General features: G+C 67.2%; 13 protein-coding genes. 6 read left to right on the forward strand and 7 right to left on the reverse strand.

Translation table 11 applies throughout. From position 1 onward, the window contains the following. Positions 1-82 precede the first annotated feature (82 nt). From ACWETB_RS11615 to ACWETB_RS11630, 4 genes are all read left to right on the forward strand, one after another. Entirely contained in the window at positions 83-1,279 is a 1,197-nt protein-coding gene (locus tag ACWETB_RS11615; protein WP_348804442.1) for a phytanoyl-CoA dioxygenase family protein, read from the forward strand. Then, the gene (locus ACWETB_RS11620; protein ID WP_452211231.1) at positions 1,276-2,169 is read left to right on the forward strand and encodes a sugar phosphate isomerase/epimerase family protein; all 894 of its coding nucleotides are present in this window, start codon (positions 1,276-1,278) and stop codon (positions 2,167-2,169) included. The genes ACWETB_RS11615 and ACWETB_RS11620 overlap by 4 nt, the downstream gene beginning before the upstream one ends. Beyond that, on the forward strand, positions 2,166-3,167 hold the full coding sequence (locus ACWETB_RS11625; protein WP_452211233.1) for a Gfo/Idh/MocA family protein: 1,002 nt from the start codon (positions 2,166-2,168) through the stop codon (positions 3,165-3,167). Before ACWETB_RS11620 ends, ACWETB_RS11625 begins: the two co-directional genes overlap by 4 nt. 119 nt (positions 3,168-3,286) lie before the next feature. Beyond that, positions 3,287-4,753, forward strand: coding sequence for a sugar porter family MFS transporter (locus tag ACWETB_RS11630; RefSeq protein WP_452211235.1), 1,467 nt, complete (start codon positions 3,287-3,289; stop codon positions 4,751-4,753). A gap of 318 nt (positions 4,754-5,071) precedes the next feature. On the opposite strand, the gene ACWETB_RS11635 is transcribed toward ACWETB_RS11630, so the two are convergent. Further along, complete coding sequence (locus ACWETB_RS11635; RefSeq protein ID WP_348804446.1) at positions 5,072-6,070, reverse strand: sugar phosphate isomerase/epimerase family protein; 999 nt, start codon at positions 6,068-6,070, stop codon at positions 5,072-5,074. Positions 6,071-6,114: 44 nt separating this feature from the next. Further along, positions 6,115-7,296 (reverse strand): Gfo/Idh/MocA family protein, encoded by a 1,182-nt coding sequence (locus ACWETB_RS11640; RefSeq protein WP_348804447.1) that lies wholly within the window; start codon positions 7,294-7,296, stop codon positions 6,115-6,117. 149 nt (positions 7,297-7,445) lie between these two features. Between ACWETB_RS11640 and ACWETB_RS11645 the strand changes: the two genes are divergently transcribed. Beyond that, complete coding sequence (locus tag ACWETB_RS11645; protein WP_348804448.1) at positions 7,446-8,462, forward strand: LacI family DNA-binding transcriptional regulator; 1,017 nt, start codon at positions 7,446-7,448, stop codon at positions 8,460-8,462. Positions 8,463-8,511: 49 nt separating this feature from the next. Beyond that, positions 8,512-9,309 (forward strand): SDR family oxidoreductase, encoded by a 798-nt coding sequence (locus tag ACWETB_RS11650; RefSeq protein ID WP_348809250.1) that lies wholly within the window; start codon positions 8,512-8,514, stop codon positions 9,307-9,309. Positions 9,310-9,441: 132 nt separating this feature from the next. On the opposite strand, the gene ACWETB_RS11655 is transcribed toward ACWETB_RS11650, so the two are convergent. From ACWETB_RS11655 to ACWETB_RS11675, 5 genes are all read right to left on the reverse strand, one after another. Beyond that, entirely contained in the window at positions 9,442-10,449 is a 1,008-nt protein-coding gene (locus tag ACWETB_RS11655) for a Gfo/Idh/MocA family oxidoreductase (protein ID WP_348804450.1), read from the reverse strand. Next, the gene (locus ACWETB_RS11660; RefSeq protein WP_452211238.1) at positions 10,446-11,480 is read right to left on the reverse strand and encodes a Gfo/Idh/MocA family protein; all 1,035 of its coding nucleotides are present in this window, start codon (positions 11,478-11,480) and stop codon (positions 10,446-10,448) included. Before ACWETB_RS11660 ends, ACWETB_RS11655 begins: the two co-directional genes overlap by 4 nt. 14 nt (positions 11,481-11,494) lie before the next feature. Further along, on the reverse strand, positions 11,495-12,733 hold the full coding sequence (locus tag ACWETB_RS11665; protein WP_452211240.1) for a substrate-binding domain-containing protein: 1,239 nt from the start codon (positions 12,731-12,733) through the stop codon (positions 11,495-11,497). Positions 12,734-12,815: 82 nt separating this feature from the next. Then, positions 12,816-14,264, reverse strand: coding sequence for an MFS transporter (locus tag ACWETB_RS11670; RefSeq protein ID WP_452211359.1), 1,449 nt, complete (start codon positions 14,262-14,264; stop codon positions 12,816-12,818). After that, entirely contained in the window at positions 14,243-15,499 is a 1,257-nt protein-coding gene (locus tag ACWETB_RS11675; RefSeq protein ID WP_452211242.1) for a Gfo/Idh/MocA family protein, read from the reverse strand. Before ACWETB_RS11675 ends, ACWETB_RS11670 begins: the two co-directional genes overlap by 22 nt. Positions 15,500-15,517 lie beyond the last annotated feature (18 nt).

Raw genomic sequence — 15,517 nt, forward strand, 5'->3', positions numbered from 1 at the left:
GTTAGGACATTAGGATCTTGCCAGGGTTGTGGCAAGGGATTCCCCATCGATCCCTCCTTTTATGGACAGGAGCGCACACCCCATGACCGTGCACAACCCCTCCGGCGAGCGCACCTCGACTCACCGCGCCGACCGCTTCGGGCTCGACGAATGCCGCATCGACGACTTCGTCACCGCCATCGACGCCGAGACCGATCTCGCCGACTACCCGTACGCGACATCGGTCGACCACAACGTCCTCGTCTACGACGCGGCTGCCCTGCGGTCACAGATCGCCGATCCGGCCGTCCGCATCAGGGTCGGCGACGAGTTGGCACGAGCGCTGCTGACCGGGCCCGGCATCGTCGTGTTCGCGGGCGCATTCGACGAGCGGCACGGACTGGGCGAATCCACCCGGATCTTCTCCGACATCATCGACGAACAGCACGCCGCCGGCCGCAGTTTCGGCGACCATTTCGCCGCACCCGGAGCCAACGACCGCATCTGGAATGCCCTGCAGAAACTCGCCATCCGCAACCCGGAGACCTTCACTCGGTACTACGCCAACGACATCCTCGCGTTGATCTGCGAGGCGTGGCTGGGCCCGATGTATCAGGTGACCTCGGCCATCAACGTCGTCAATCCCGGTGGCGCCGCACAGAATCCGCATCGCGACTACCACCTGGGTTTCATGTCGACCGACACGGCCGCACAGTTCCGCGCGCACATCCACCGGTTGTCGCCGGCGCTGACCCTGCAGGGTGCGGTCGCCCACGTCGACATGCCGCTCGAGTCGGGTCCCACGACGTACCTGCCGTACTCACAGCGATACGAACAGGGATACATCGCGTTCAACCTGCCCGAGTTCCGCGATTACTTTGCCGCCCACCACATCCAGATTCCGCTCCGTGCCGGCGACGGGGTGTTCTTCAATCCCGCACTGTTCCATGCCGCCGGCCACAACACCTCCACCGACATCAAGCGCATGGCGAATCTGCTCCAGGTGTCGTCGGCGTTCGGGCGCGCGATGGATGCCGTCGACCGGTCGGCGATGCTGCGATCGCTGTATCCGTCGCTGCTCGACCTGGCGGCCTCCGGCGACCAGTCCGGCGTCGACCACGTCATCGCCGCCGCCGCGGAGGGATACGCCTTCCCCAGCAACCTCGACCTCGACCAGCCACTGTCGGGGCTGGCCGGCGAAACCCAGGCCGAACTGGTCCATCGTGCCCTCGCCGGCGGTTTCGACGCGGAGCGCTTCTCCCGCGAACTCGCCGAACTCGATCGGCGGCACACCGCATGAGCACCACGACCGGCCTCCGTATCGCCGCCGCCCCCATCTCCTGGGGTGTATGCGAGGTGCCCGACTGGGGCTACCAGGTTCACCGGGATCGGGTCCTGGGAGAGATGCGCGAACTCGGCGTGACCGCCGCCGAAACCGGCCCGGAGGGCTTCCTGCCCTCTGCCCCACAGGAACTGCGCGACACCCTCGCGTCGTTCGAGCTGACCTGTGTGGGTTCCTTTGTGCCCGTGGTCCTGCACGATGCCGACCACGATCCGGAACCGGAGGTCTCCGAGGTTCTCGACAGACTCGAGATCTCCGGGGGTGACGTCGTCGTACTCGCTGCCGCCACCGGTGTCGACGGTTACGACGCACGGCCCGATCTCGACGATGCGCAATGGTCCACTCTGCTGGCCAACCTCGATCGCCTCGACCGGATGGCTGCGCGCAGAGGTGTAGTGGCAGCATTGCATCCGCATGTCGGCACGCTGATCGAGAATCGCGAGGAGGTGTATCGAGTGCTGGAGAACTCATCGATCGGGTTGTGCCTGGACACCGGTCACCTGCTCATCGGCGGATCCGATCCACTCGAGATCACCGCAGCCTTCACCGACCGCATCCGGCACGCGCATCTCAAAGACGTTCGTCTCGACCTCGCGGAACAAGTACAGCGTGGCGAACTCACCTACACCGAGGCCGTCGCCGCCGGTATGTACGTCCCGCTCGGCGCGGGCCGGGCCCGCATCTCCCAGGTGGTGGGCGCGCTCACCGACGCCGGGTACCAGGGATGGTTTGTCCTCGAACAGGATACGATTCTCGCCGACGAGGCCGCCGCCGACGCGGCCGCTGCCGATGTCGCGGTCTCCATGTCGTATCTGCGCCGCGTGGCCCGCGGAGAGATCTACGTATGAGCCGCACACGTTCGGTTGACGAACCGTTGCGGATCGGCGTCCTCGGCGCCTCCCGGATCGCCGAGAACGCGATCGTCGGCCCCGCACGCGAACTCGGCCATCGACTGGTCGTGGTCGCCGCCCGGGACCGGCGTCGCGCCGAGGACTTCGCCGCGACGTACGGCGTTGAGCGGGTCGTCGACACCTATGACGAGGTGATTGCGGCCCCCGACGTCGACATGATCTACAACCCGCTCGCCAATTCGCTTCACGCGCCGTGGAATCTGTCTGCGATCCGGGCCGGCAAACCGGTGCTGACCGAGAAACCGTTCGCCCGCAATGCCTCCGAGGCCCGCGAGGTGGCCGATGCCGCCCGCGGGGCCAGCGTTCCGATACTCGAGGGGTTCCACTACCTGTTCCATCCGTTGATGGCGCGCACTCGGGAACTGCTGGGTGACGGCATAATCGGCGATCTCCGGCGCGTGGAGGTCGTGATGGGCATGCCCGAGCCGGCTCCGACGGATCCGCGATGGTCCTACGATCTTGCCGGCGGTTCGCTGATGGATCTGGGCTGCTACAGCGTCCATGTGTTTCGGCATCTGGGCGAGTTCGCCGGGGGTGAGCCGGTGATCACCGCGGCATCGGCCGTGGTCCGCGACGGCCAGGTCGACGAATCGGCGACGATCGACGTGCGGTATCCGTCCGGGGCAACCGGCGCCACGACCACGTCGATGGTCGACGCCGACTACACCTTCCGGTGTCGGATCGTCGGCGACACCGGTGAATTGATCCTGCACGACTACCTCTCGCCGAAGCGCGACGACCGCCTGACCATCATCAGAGACGGCACCGAGCACGTCGAGCACGTCAGTACCCGCGCGACCTACACCTTTCAGCTCGAGGCACTTGCCACCGCATTGCGGTCCGGCGAATCGCTGCCGATCGGGCCGGACGATGCCGTCGCCACCATGGAGTTCATCGATGCCGCCTATCGTGCCGCCGGGTTGATGCCGCGCTGAGTCACCGATCGGAGATCCATTGACGACTATTTGTTAGGACATTTGCACAAACTGGGTTACGATCCTCTTGTGACTGTCATCACTGACAGTGGAAGATGTAACCCAAGGCAAGGAGCACCATGTCCACCACCGATGACCATCCGGGTCTGAAACACGATCAGTCGACTCTGCCGCCGCTGGGAACGGGACCGTTCCGGCGGCGTCTTCATGCCGTGGCCCTGATCGCCACGCTGGGCGGTTTGCTCTTCGGCTACGACACCGGTGTCATCAACGGCGCACTGGAGCCGATGAAGACCGACCTCGGCCTCACCGCCTTCACCGAGGGTGTGGTCACCAGCTCCCTGCTGTTCGGCGCCGCGTTCGGTGCGCTGATCGGCGGTCGGCTGTCGGATGCCATCGGCCGCCGCAAGTCGATCATGGGCCTGGCGGTCCTCTTCCTCGCCGGAACCCTCATCTGCGTGTTCGCTCCGGGATTCGGTGTCATGGTGGTCGGACGTGTGGTGCTCGGACTGGCCGTCGGCGCCGCGTCGACCGTCGTCCCGGTCTACCTCGCCGAACTCGCGCCGTATGAGATCCGCGGCTCCCTCGCCGGCCGCAACGAGGTGATGATCGTCGTCGGTCAGCTCGCGGCCTTCATCGTCAACGCCATCATCGGCAACATCTGGGGCGAGGAGGATGGGGTCTGGCGCATCATGCTCGCCGTCGCCGCCCTCCCGGCGATCTGCCTGATGGTCGGCATGGTCCGCGTACCCGAGTCACCGCGCTGGCTGATCGCCCAGAACCGCCGCGAGGAGGCCTACGACGTTCTCGCCACCATTCGTTCGCAGCAGCGCGCCCGGGCCGAGGTCGACATGGTCGAAGAACTCCGCGAGATGGAGGAGACCGCGATCCACGGCAGCTGGACGGCGTTGCGCGACAACAAATGGATTCGGCGCATCGTGCTGGTGGGCATCGGAATCGGTGTGGCCCAACAACTCACCGGCATCAACTCGATCATGTACTACGGCCAGTCCGTCCTGAAGGACGCCGGATTCGCCAGCAACGCCGCACTCATCGCCAACATCGCCCCCGGCGTCATCGCGGTCGTCGGCTCGATCACCGCACTCTGGCTGGCGCAGAAGATCAATCGGCGCACCACCCTCATCATCGGCTACAGCCTCACCACCACCTGCCACTTCCTCATCGGCATCGCATCGCTGGCGTTGCCCGAGGGCAATCCCGCCCGTCCGTGGGTGATCTTGACTCTCGTGGTGATCTTCGTCGGATCGATGCAGACCTTCCTCAACGTGGCCACCTGGGTCCTGCTGTCGGAGATCTTCCCGCTGCACATCCGTGGTCTGGCCATCGGCATCTCGGTGTTCTGCCTGTGGATCACCAATGCCCTTCTGGGACTGTTCTTCCCGACCCTGGTCGAGGCGACCGGCATCACCGGCACGTTCTTCATGTTCGGTGGCATCGGCATCATCGCGCTGCTGTTCGTCATCACCCAGGCCCCCGAGACCCGCGGCAAGACCCTCGAGGAGGTCGAGGACGAGGTGTCCACCGGCCGTATTTACCCGAGCCGACGGATCAGGGAACTCATCTGAGCAGCCAAGACATCACCCGAACACGCGCGATTCCCGCACCGGATACCGGTGCGGGAATCGCGCTTTTCGGATTGCGTGACGAGTACGCCTTCACTCTCCAACCGGATTCCCACAACCGAACCCGGAGTTGAACGCCGCCGGCCATCACAGCAGATATAGATGCGGCCACACAGGTCACTCGCGCCGTATATCGACACCAGCCGCTCGTCACACCGCGTTCGTATCCGCCGCGGGTCGAGTGTTGGGTGGGCACCGACAGAGAACTGCAGCGCGACCCGAGAATTCAGGCCGCGCTGCAGTTGTCCGTGTGTCAGATTGTCAGCTCACCAACGCCGAGTCGGCGGCACGCAGGGTCTGGGCGGCCTCACGCAGTCCGTCGATCTGGCCGAGGGAGACGTCCTCGTGCTCGATGTTGACGGCCATGTTCGGGTCGACGGCCGCCAGTGCCGCGAGGAATCGCGTCCAGAATCCGATGTCGTGACCGCGGCCGACGGCGACGAAGTCCCAGGCGGAGTCCTCCGGCCACTTGTTGACCACATGCTTGCCGCCGAGTCCGGTCGGGTTCTCCGACAGCGGGATTCGGGTGAACCGCTCGTCGAGGACGCCGTAGATCGAGCAGTTGTCGTTGATCCGGGTGTCCTTGGCTGCGGCATGGACGACCAGCGGGCCGAGCCATTCGATGGCGGCCACCGGATCGATGCCCTGCCAGAACAGATGCGACGGATCCATCTCGGCACCGATGTTGGTGGCGCCGAGCCGGTCGACGAGCCGCTTCATCGTCGGCGGATTGAACACCAGATTCTGCGGATGCATCTCGATGGCGACGGTGACGCCGTTCTCGCGGGCGAGCGCATCGATCTCGGCCCAGAACGGCAGGGCCACCTCATCCCACTGGTAGTCGAGCGAATCGAGGTAGCCCGAATCCCAGGTATTGACGTGCCAGGCCGGCCACTGGCCACCCGGATGCGCATGAGGCAGTCCGGACATGGTGACCACGCGGTCGACGCCGAGCAGCCCGGCCACCCGGATCGCGTTACGCAGGTCGTCGGCGTCCTCGGGGCCCACCTCCGGGTCCGGATGCAGCGGATTGCCGTTGCAGTTCAGGCCGGCCAGGGACACGCCGGTGCCGTCGAAGGTCGAGAGGTAGTCACGGACACTCACCTCCCCGGACAGCAGTTCGGCCACCGGGAGGTGCGGGGTACCCAGGAAACCGCCGGCGTTGATCTCCGCGCCGGTCAGGCCGAGTGAGCCGATGACCTCCAGCGTCTCGGGCAGGGAACGGTCATGCAGGATGGCGGTGTACACACCGAGTTTCATGATGATGCCTCTTTCGGATGGATTGTGGTGCAGGTGAATACGGGTCAGACGATCTTGACGGTGGCGCCGGCCGCGGCGGCGGAGCCGGCGATGGCGGCGGCGACCCGCATGCTGTGGACCCCGGTGTCGAAGCCGGGCAGCGGGCCGAGGGCATCGATCCCGGCGATCTGGTCGAGGAAGGCGCGCGCCTGGTAGGCGAAGAACTCCGCCTTGCCGTGGCCGACGCCGCCGGCGTCCATCGGCAGCCCACCTCGGATGTAGGGATGGTCGGGTCCGATGATGACGCGCCGGGAGCCGCCGAGCGCCGGGTTGTCGCCGGCCAGGGAGATCTGGAACTCGGCCGGCCGGGAGAGGTCCCAGGACACCGATCCCTCGGTGCCGAAGGCCTCGAAGCCCAGGCCGTCGGGCAGGTTGTGCGCGACCCGCGAAGCCGAGAAGGTGCCGACGGCGCCATTGGCGAAAGTGGCCGTGAAGGTGGCGATGTCGTCGTTCTCGACCGGTGCGTTCTCGTCGCTTACGGCGCCCTTGGTGTGACCGTAGGTGGTGCCCAGCGGGATCGGTCGCTCGGTGATCACGGTGTGGAAAACCGCTCCGGACACCTCCACGATCGGCCCGAAGATGAATTCCGAGAGATCGAGCAGGTGGCTACCCACGTCGGCGAGCGCACCGGTCCCCGGTCCGCCACGGTGGCGCCAGGTGATCGGCGAGGTCGGGTCGAGTCCGTAGTCGCACCAGTAGTGGCCGTTGAAATGGATCGGCGCGCCGATGGTCTGTGCGGCCACTTCGCGGCGGATCTGTTCCACCGCCGGTGAGCGACGGTACGTGTAGCCCACGGCGGCAACCGAATCCGGCGCATCCTCGGCTGCGGTCACCATGGCCTCGGCGTCGGCGAGTGACGCGGCGAGCGGCTTCTCGCACAGGACATGCTTACCCGCGGCAAGTAGGCCCTCCACCATCTCCCGGTGCAGGTGATTGGCGACGACGACGCTCACCGCGTGGACGTCCGGCGCATCCGCGAGCGCCCGCCAGTCGTATTCGGCGCGTTCATAGCCGTAGCGTCGGGCGGTTTCGTCGGCGACGGCGGGGTTGGCGTCGGCGATGGCCACCAGACGCACGTCGGGGCGATCGACGTCGAACAGCGTCGACGCCATCCGGTAGCCGGCCGCGTGCGCGCGGCCGGCCATGCCGCCGCCGATGACGGCGACGCCAACGGGATCCTGGCTCATGGTTTCTCCTTGAAGTGCAAGAGGCGATGTGAATGCGCACGTCGAGCGCGCTAGACCGGTTTAGTAGACCGGTATAGTACGATACTATGACGGCGGTCACCCGCCGCTGTCAACACCCACGCCGCACCGAAGAAGGAGAACGACCGCCGATGGCCACTCGCGGGCGCGTCACGATGGCCGATGTCGCCGATCACGTCGGCGTCTCCAAGGCGACCGTCTCATTGGTGTTCCGGCAGGCGCCCGGGGTCGGCGACGACACCCGGGCCGCGGTCATGGCCGCCGCCGACGAACTCGGGTACCGGGTCAATCGCACCGCGGCACTGATGACCGCGCGGCGCACGCACCTGATCGGCGCGGTCGCCCAGATCCGCAACAGCTTTCACGCCGAACTCGTCGAGCAGTTGGTCCGCGCGGCCGATGCCGCCGGATACGAGATCGTGCTCGGTGCGGTCACCCCGACGCACGGCGAGAATCGCGTCGTCGACACACTTCTCGATTTCCGTTGCGAGGCAATGCTGCTCATCGGCACCGAACTGCCCGACGCCCAGATCGGCGAGTTGGCCACACGCGTACCGACCGTCGCGGTGGGCCGTCGCGTCGGCGGTCCGGACGTCGATGCCGTGCGCACCGATGATGCGCAGGGCATCGCGCAGGTGGTCGACCATCTCTACCGACTGGGGCATCGCCGGATCGTCCACGTGTCGGGCGGGTCGGGCGCGATCGCCGCCGACCGTCGCGCCGGCTTTCTGCGCGCGCTACGGTCCTACGATCTCGCACACTCCGGGTCGGTCATCGAATCCGACGGCTTCACCGAGGCCGCGGGCATGACGGCCGGACACTCGCTGCTCGCCGGAGACCTGCCGACGGCCGTCGTGTGTGCCAACGACCTACTGGCGGTCGGGGCCCTCGACGTGCTCCGCTCCGCGGGAGTCGCGGTGCCGGAGCAGGTCTCGATCACCGGCTACGACGACAGTCCGCTGGCACGACTCGGCAACGTCGCGCTCACCACCGTCTCGCAACGCCCTGCCGAACAGGCCGACCGTGCGATCGCCGCCGTCATCGAACGTCTCGACCGAGATCGCACCGAGCGGTCGACCGCCACGCTCACACCCGAACTGGTCGTGCGAGCCACGACGGGTCCTGCCCAGGACTCGACTTTGTCCTGACATCATGATTATCTTTCTGTGACCCGGTTCACCAGAGAGGACCCCTGCCATGACCGCCGATCTGTCGCTTGCCCGTGCCCAACTCCTCACCGACAAGGTGGTGCTCGTCAGCGGCGGAACGCAGGGCCTCGGCGCGCAGATCGTGCGCACCGCCGCCGCAGCCGGCGCGCGTGTCGCCTTCAGCGGCCGCAACGCCGAGAAGGGCAAGCGCCTCGCCGACGAATTCACCGAGTGCCCCGTCCGATTCATCGAGTCCGATCTGAGTGACCCGCAGGGGGCCACCGATTCCGTCACCGCCACCGTCGCCGAGTTCGGCCGGATCGACTGCCTGGTCAATGCCGCGGGAACCACCAGTCGTGGAACACTTCTCGACACCACGCCGGAGCTCTTCGAACAACACGTCGCGGTCAATCTCCGTGCCCGGTTCTTCACGATGGCGGCCGCGGTCCGCGACATGACCGACCGCGGCGCCCCGGGCACGATCGTCAACATCATCACGATGTCCGCGCACGGTGGTCAGCCGTACCTCGCACCCTATGTGGCGTCGAAGGCCGGCCTCATCGGCCTGACCCGCAACGCCGCGCACGCCCACCGCTGGGATCGGATTCGCATCAACGGGCTCAACATCGGCTGGACAGAGACCGAGGGAGAGGCGCAGGTGCAGAAGCGCTTTCACGGTGCGGATGACTCGTGGATCGAGGAGGCCAATGGATCGGTGCCGATGGGCAAGCTAGGCCAGCCCGACGAGATCGCCGATTTCGTGGTGTTCCTGCTGTCCGATCGCAGCGGCGTGGTCACCGGTTCGGTGATCGACTGGGATCAGACCATCCCGGGCGCGTACGACTAACCGAGCGCCGTTGACAGCGCTCCGAATTACGTTGACAGCGCTCCGTATTCCGTTGACAGCGCCCAGCGAGCACAGTCGGCTACAAGCAAAGCGCTGTCAACGTCAGAGAGAGCGCTGTCAACGCAATCAGGGTTACGCGGGGACCTCGGCGACGTCGTGGCCGACCCGGACGGCCTTGCCACCATTGTTCATCGATTCGATGAGTGCGTCGGCCACGACCGCGGCGCGGAGCCCGTCGGCGGCGGTGGCCAGCGTCGGCGGTCGGCCGTCCGCGATGGCACTGATCCACTCGGACAACTCATGTCGGTAGGCGTCGGCGTAGCGGGGGCGCCAGTCGGCCGGGTAGCCGACTGATCGCGTCCGGGCCCGATCGATCACCACCGCGGCGGGCAAGGTCAGTGCCGCGGCGCCGTCCTCGCCGACCACCTCGCAGCGCGTGTCATAGCCGTAGCCCGCGTTGACGAAGACCTCCACGGTGATCAGCACGTCGGATGCGGTGCGCAACAGCATGATCTGCGGGTCGACTCGGCGTCCGGCGTTGCGGCTCGACCGTCCCGCATGCCAACTCACCTCGACGATCGGGGAGCCGAGCAGCCACGGCATCACATCGAGTTCGTGGATGGCCGCGTTCGTGATGGTCGACGCCGAGTCACCGCGCGGATCGGCCGACACGGTGCGGCTGACGCAGTGCGCGACGAGGATCTCGCCGAGATCCCCGGACCTCACGACCCGACGAAGATCGACGTAGGACGGATCGTGGCGCCGCATGAATCCGACGCTGATCAGCCGCTGCCCGCCTCGAATCTCGGCCTCGCACACCTCGCGGGATTCCACCGAGGTGGGCGCCAGCGGCTTCTCGCACAGCACCGGTTTCCCGGCGTCGAGAGCCGCCAGGGTCAGTTCCGCGTGGGTGGAGTCATGTGAGGCGATGACGATGGCATCCACGGCGTCGTCGACGATGAGCGCGGTGGCGTCGCCGAACACCCGCGCTCCCCCGACCGCGGCGGCCACCCGGCGCGCGGCGTCGGAGTTCACGTCGGCGACCGCGGTCACCGCGGCACCGCTGACGTTACGGTGCAGGTTCTCGGCGTGGTCGGCACCCATGATGCCGGTTCCGATGATCCCGACCCGGACCGTCATGCGACGGCCTCCCCGGGGAACACGATGCCGATCTGCGCGCGGATGGCATCCATCGTCTCGAGTGCAGCCACCGCGTCGGCCAGTGGATGGACCTCGGATTCGTTGGCACCGAGACCGATTCGGCGCGCGGCGTCGACCGCCGAGTAGTGCAGCCCGTCCTCATGTGAGCCGTGCTCCTCGTCGTAGGAGAGCACCGCGCCGTCGCGGAGGCGGATCTCGAACGGTCCCGGTTGATAGAAGGGTCCGGGGATGATCACCTCGGCGTCGACGCCGCAGATCGCCGCCGTCGTCGGGGTATCGGACATGATGGTCGTGTTGAGCAGTGTGTGCCCGCCTGTGGTCGACCGCAGTAGCGCCGAGACCTGACCGTTGAGAACGTCATTCGCGGGTGTACCGAGCGCTGTGATCTCCGATGGCCGACCCAGCACCCACTGTCCGAAGGCGACCGGGTACGACCCGAGGTCGAGCATCGGCCCGCCGGCCAGGCTCGGATCGTAGATGCGGTGGTCGGTGGTGAAGAACTCGCCGTGGTCGGCCATCACGGTCCGGATCTCCCCGAGGATTCCGGCGTCGAGGACCTGTTGCAGGACATCGAATTTCGGCAGGAATCGAGTCCACATCGCCTCACCGGCGAAGAGCCCGGTCTCCGCGGATCGCGCGGCGACGGTGCGGGCCTGATCGGCGTTGATACCCAGCGGCTTCTCCACCAGCACATGCTTACCGGCGTCGAGCGCCGCCAGGGCACCCGCCAGATGTTCGGTGTGCGGCGTACACACGTAGACGATGTCCACGCTCGGGTCGGCGAGCAGGTCCGCGTAGGCGCCGTGCGACGCGGGAATGTCGAACTGCCGCGCGAACTCCTCGGCGCGCGCCGCCGAGCGGGAACCGACAGCCGTCACCCGCTGATCGGTGTGCTTGTGCAGTGCCGCGACGAATCGGGATGCGATCCAGCCGGGGCCCAGGATCCCCCAGCGCATCACCGGCGCCGAACGCGCATCGGGTGTGCGTGCGGCGGGCAGAGAGTATGTCACGGAATACCTTTCAGCTACGGGAGAGCGGCCGGGCGGTCGGTGGATGACATGATGCGACGTACCTGCTTGCCGGCCGTCGCGGAGCGGAGCGCCCACTCGTCGGCGAGGTCGTCATCAAGTGCGATGAGCACCGCATCGATGTCGGGGTCGTCGAGCAGATCCCCGTACAGCCCGTAGCTGGCGAGGATGCCGAGCCGGTCGGCGATCTGCCAGGCGTTCATGGTCGACGCACTCGCGACGACCTCGATGGAGCCGCTGACCAGAGCGGGGTCGGCGAGGGCATTCATGACGGTGTCGTCGAGGTGCTCGACCATCAGGCCCCACCGGAAGCGCGGTTCGTCGCGTTCGCGCGGCGGCCGCCGACGACGCTTGGGCGCCGCGGTGGTCGCCCGAACGATCAACTCGGGTTCGAGTGCCACGTCACCCAGAAAGCCGCATCCGCCGGGTTCGACGGAATCATCGGTCAGCACTCGACCGACCGCATCGATCGCCGCGGCCGCCAGACCTCCGATGTCCTGCCGGATCGTGGTGAGGTCGACGCCATCGACGCCGGCCAGATGACCGTCGTCGTAACCGACCACCGACATCTCGGCGGGCACCGAGACCCCGTGGGCTCGCATGACATCGATGAAGCCGAAGGCCATCCGGTCGTTGGCGAGGAACACCGCGGTCGGCCGCGGCAATCGATCGAGGAGTTCGCGGGCGACCCGCGCGCCGGCCTCCTCGGTGTAGTCACCCCGCAGGATCTGACAGTACTGCTGCAATCCGGCGGCGGTCATCGCCCCGATGTACCCGCGCTGCCGTTCGGCCGCGCACGGATGGTCGCCGCCACCGATGTGGGTGATGGCGGTGTGCCCCAGATCGATCAGATGCTGGACGGCCAGGTGGGCACCCTGCCATTCGTCGGTGCCGACGGTCAATGCGGGCAGATCGGCGATCCGTTCGCCGATGATGACGGTGGGCAGCGGCAGGTCAAGGGCGTCGTCGTGGGTGGCGCCGACGACGATGAGCGCGTCGCAGTCGACGTCGACGAGATCGGCGATCGCGCGGGCCCGGTTGCGTGCCCGGCCGTGGATGCTCGAGGCGATACGGTAGCGCGGGTGTGACTGTCCCGCTGCGGATTCGGCATCGACACGCGCGTCGGCGGCGGCGTAGACGGCGTCGACGAGGTCGGCCTCAAAGGGATTCGACGCGTCGAAGACCAGCCCGATGAGCGGCGATCGCACCGACTCCCGGGACACACTCTGCGTCATGTCGCGATCCTTTCCGTCGGGATTAGCCACCGATGTAATACCGATCACAACCGAATGTCAATACTTTGTCCGGACATTCTGATCATTTGCCATCAAGGGCATGGGCGCCCACCCGCGACGGAAGTCGGGCCGCACCGACACCGCAGACGACCATCACCACAGCCAGCACCAGGAATACGACCGAGTAGGCGCCCGCCGGGAGCCCGGCCGCGCCACTGCCCACCATCGCGATGGCCACCGACGCCAGTGCGACGCCGAAGGCATTTCCCAACTCCTGCACGGCGGCGTGCAGGGCATTGGCGTCACCGAGTTGCGTGGCGTCGATATCGGCGAAGGCCACGGTGTTGTAGGCAGAGAATCCGATCGAACGCAGCATGCCGGAGACGAACAGCCCGATGGCGATGAGCCCCGGCGGGGTCTGCTCACCGATCAACGCCAATCCCACGAACGTGATCGTCGAGGCCACCGCGACCGCCAGCAGCACCTGCCGAATCCCCCACCGGCGCATCAGCGGTGTGGTGGCCGGTTTGATGACGACATTGCCGGCGAACAGCGCCGCGACCATCGCGCCCGCAGTCACCGGCGACCAGCCCAGCCGCAGCTGCAGCATGAGTGGCACCACGAACGGCACGGCACTGATCGCCAGCCGGTAACCGGTGCCGTACCCGATCGCCGAACCGAACGATTTCACGCGCAGGACAGCGAGATTGAGCAGTGGATGAGCAGCGCGTCGCAGGTGCCGGATGGTCAGCGCACCGACCACTGCCGCGACGATCACGCCGATCACGACCAACAACCACCGGATCGGTGCGGCCGTCAGCATTTCGGCGACCGCCATCGCGGCACCGATGGCGAGAATCGCACCGACGGCGCCGATCGCGTCGAGCGGCGTGTCTCCGCGCGGCCCATCGGGCGACAGAATCCTGAGGGCCGCAACGACTCCCAGAACTCCGATGGGAATGTTGATCGCGAAGATCACCCGCCAGTCGGCATGCTCGACGATCAGCCCGCCGAGCAGCGGGGCGATCACCGGCGCGACCAGTGCGGGCCAGGTGAGGTAGGCGATCGCGCGGGCCACGTCACCGACGTGTACCGCCCGCAACACCGCGAGCCGCCCGACGGGGACCATCATGGCCCCGCCGGCGGCCTGCGCCACCCGCATCCCGATGAGCACCGGAAGTGACGGCGCCAGGGCGCATCCCAGCGATGCCACGGTGAAAACGACCATCGCGGTCAGGAACACCCGCCGCATCCCGAAGCGGTCGGCCAGCCAGCTGCTCAGCGGGATGAGCACGGCGAGGGTGATCAGGTAGGCGGTGACCACGCCGGTGGCGTCGATGGCGTCGACCCCGAGGTCGGCGGCCATCGACGGCAGCGCGGTGACCACGATGGTGGCGTCGAGGATCTCCATGAACATCGCGCCTGCACCCAGAAGGGCAAGTGCGCGAGGGAAATCCGCGTGCGGCGTGGCCGTCGCCTCCGATGCCACGTCGTCGGATCCCACGCCGGTCACCCGTCGTGCGACACCGATACCGACGACACCGATGCCGGTGACACCCACGCGCCGTGTTCCACCGACGCGGTCATCGCGTCGAGAACTTCGGCGGCCCGCACGGCGTCATCGATCGTGGCACCGGCACCGACGGCCGCGACGGCGTCGGGACCGATAATCGACGCGCAGAATCGCGCGGCCTCGATCACCTTGAGGTCGTCGTAGCCCATCGCGGTGGCCGAACCGGGCTGGAACGCGGCGTACTGGCCGTGGCCGGGCCCGACGAACACCGTCGAGGTCGGCAGATCCTGGATGACACCGAGGGTTCCGCTGCGGCCGATCTCGAGTTCGCCCATCCTCCGGAAGTCCCACCTCAGTACACCGGTGGTGCCGTGGACCTCGAAACCGTAGGAGTTCTGCTCCCCGACCGAGACGCGGCTCGCCTCGAGGACGCATCGGGCGCCGGAGGCCATGCGCAGTTGCGCCGACAGGTAGTCCTCGTTCTCCACCGGCCCGCGTTCCCCACCGGTGGCCAACTGATGACCTGAGGTGGCACCGGTGGGTTTGGGGCGGGAATCGATGAAGATGGCGGTGTCGGCCACCAGGGAGTCGATGTCACCGAGGAGGTACCAGATGAGATCGGCGCCGTGCGACGCGAGATCTCCGAGCACGCCGTTGCCGCCGCGCTCACGCGCGAACCGCCAGCTCAGCGCGCCGTCCGGATGGGCGGCGTAGTCGCTGAACAGGCGGAAGCGGGCGTGGGTGATCTCGCCGATCTCACCGGCGCCGATGATCTCGCGGGCCGCGGCGACCGCTGGAGCGTTGCGGTAGTTGAATCCGACGGCGGTGGCCACACCGGCGGCGTGGGCCGCTTCGGCGACGGCACGTGCATTCGCCGACGAGAGTCCCACCGGCTTCTCGATCCACAGGTGCTTGCCGGCACTGACGACGGCGCAACCGATCTCGCGGTGCAGGAAGTTGGGCGCGGTCACGCTGACCGCGGCGATCGAGTTGTCGGCGACCAGATCTCGCCAGTCGGTGACGAAGCCGGCGTCGAACTGTGTGGCGGCGGTGGCCGCACGGTCGACGACCTCGTCGGCGATGGTCATCAGCCGGGGCGCCGGGGTCAGGTGCGGATAGTGATGGCGCAGGCGCGCATACGCTTGGGCATGTGCCCGGCCCATCCACCCGAATCCGATGATGCCGACCGGTAGTGCGGTGGCCGCCGAACCCTCGGCCGTCGGCTGCGCATCGGGAATCGTGCTTGCTGTCATGGGAACGCATCCTTTCGT

It is taken from the genome of Gordonia sp. NPDC003950, assembly GCF_053605205.1.

What these genes read in the sequence shown, in the direction of transcription:
- ACWETB_RS11620 (WP_452211231.1), top strand. Translation starts at nt 1,276, where the DNA reads ATGAGCACCACGACCGGCCTCCGTATCGCCGCCGCCCCCATCTCCTGG.
- ACWETB_RS11640 (WP_348804447.1), bottom strand. Translation starts at nt 7,296, where the DNA reads ATGAGCCAGGATCCCGTTGGCGTCGCCGTCATCGGCGGCGGCATGGCC.
- ACWETB_RS11615 (WP_348804442.1), top strand. Translation starts at nt 83, where the DNA reads ATGACCGTGCACAACCCCTCCGGCGAGCGCACCTCGACTCACCGCGCC.
- ACWETB_RS11675 (WP_452211242.1), bottom strand. Translation starts at nt 15,499, where the DNA reads ATGACAGCAAGCACGATTCCCGATGCGCAGCCGACGGCCGAGGGTTCG.
- ACWETB_RS11650 (WP_348809250.1), top strand. Translation starts at nt 8,512, where the DNA reads ATGACCGCCGATCTGTCGCTTGCCCGTGCCCAACTCCTCACCGACAAG.
- ACWETB_RS11630 (WP_452211235.1), top strand. Translation starts at nt 3,287, where the DNA reads ATGTCCACCACCGATGACCATCCGGGTCTGAAACACGATCAGTCGACT.
- ACWETB_RS11665 (WP_452211240.1), bottom strand. Translation starts at nt 12,733, where the DNA reads ATGACGCAGAGTGTGTCCCGGGAGTCGGTGCGATCGCCGCTCATCGGG.
- ACWETB_RS11625 (WP_452211233.1), top strand. Translation starts at nt 2,166, where the DNA reads ATGAGCCGCACACGTTCGGTTGACGAACCGTTGCGGATCGGCGTCCTC.
- ACWETB_RS11655 (WP_348804450.1), bottom strand. Translation starts at nt 10,449, where the DNA reads ATGACGGTCCGGGTCGGGATCATCGGAACCGGCATCATGGGTGCCGAC.
- ACWETB_RS11635 (WP_348804446.1), bottom strand. Translation starts at nt 6,070, where the DNA reads ATGAAACTCGGTGTGTACACCGCCATCCTGCATGACCGTTCCCTGCCC.
- ACWETB_RS11645 (WP_348804448.1), top strand. Translation starts at nt 7,446, where the DNA reads ATGGCCACTCGCGGGCGCGTCACGATGGCCGATGTCGCCGATCACGTC.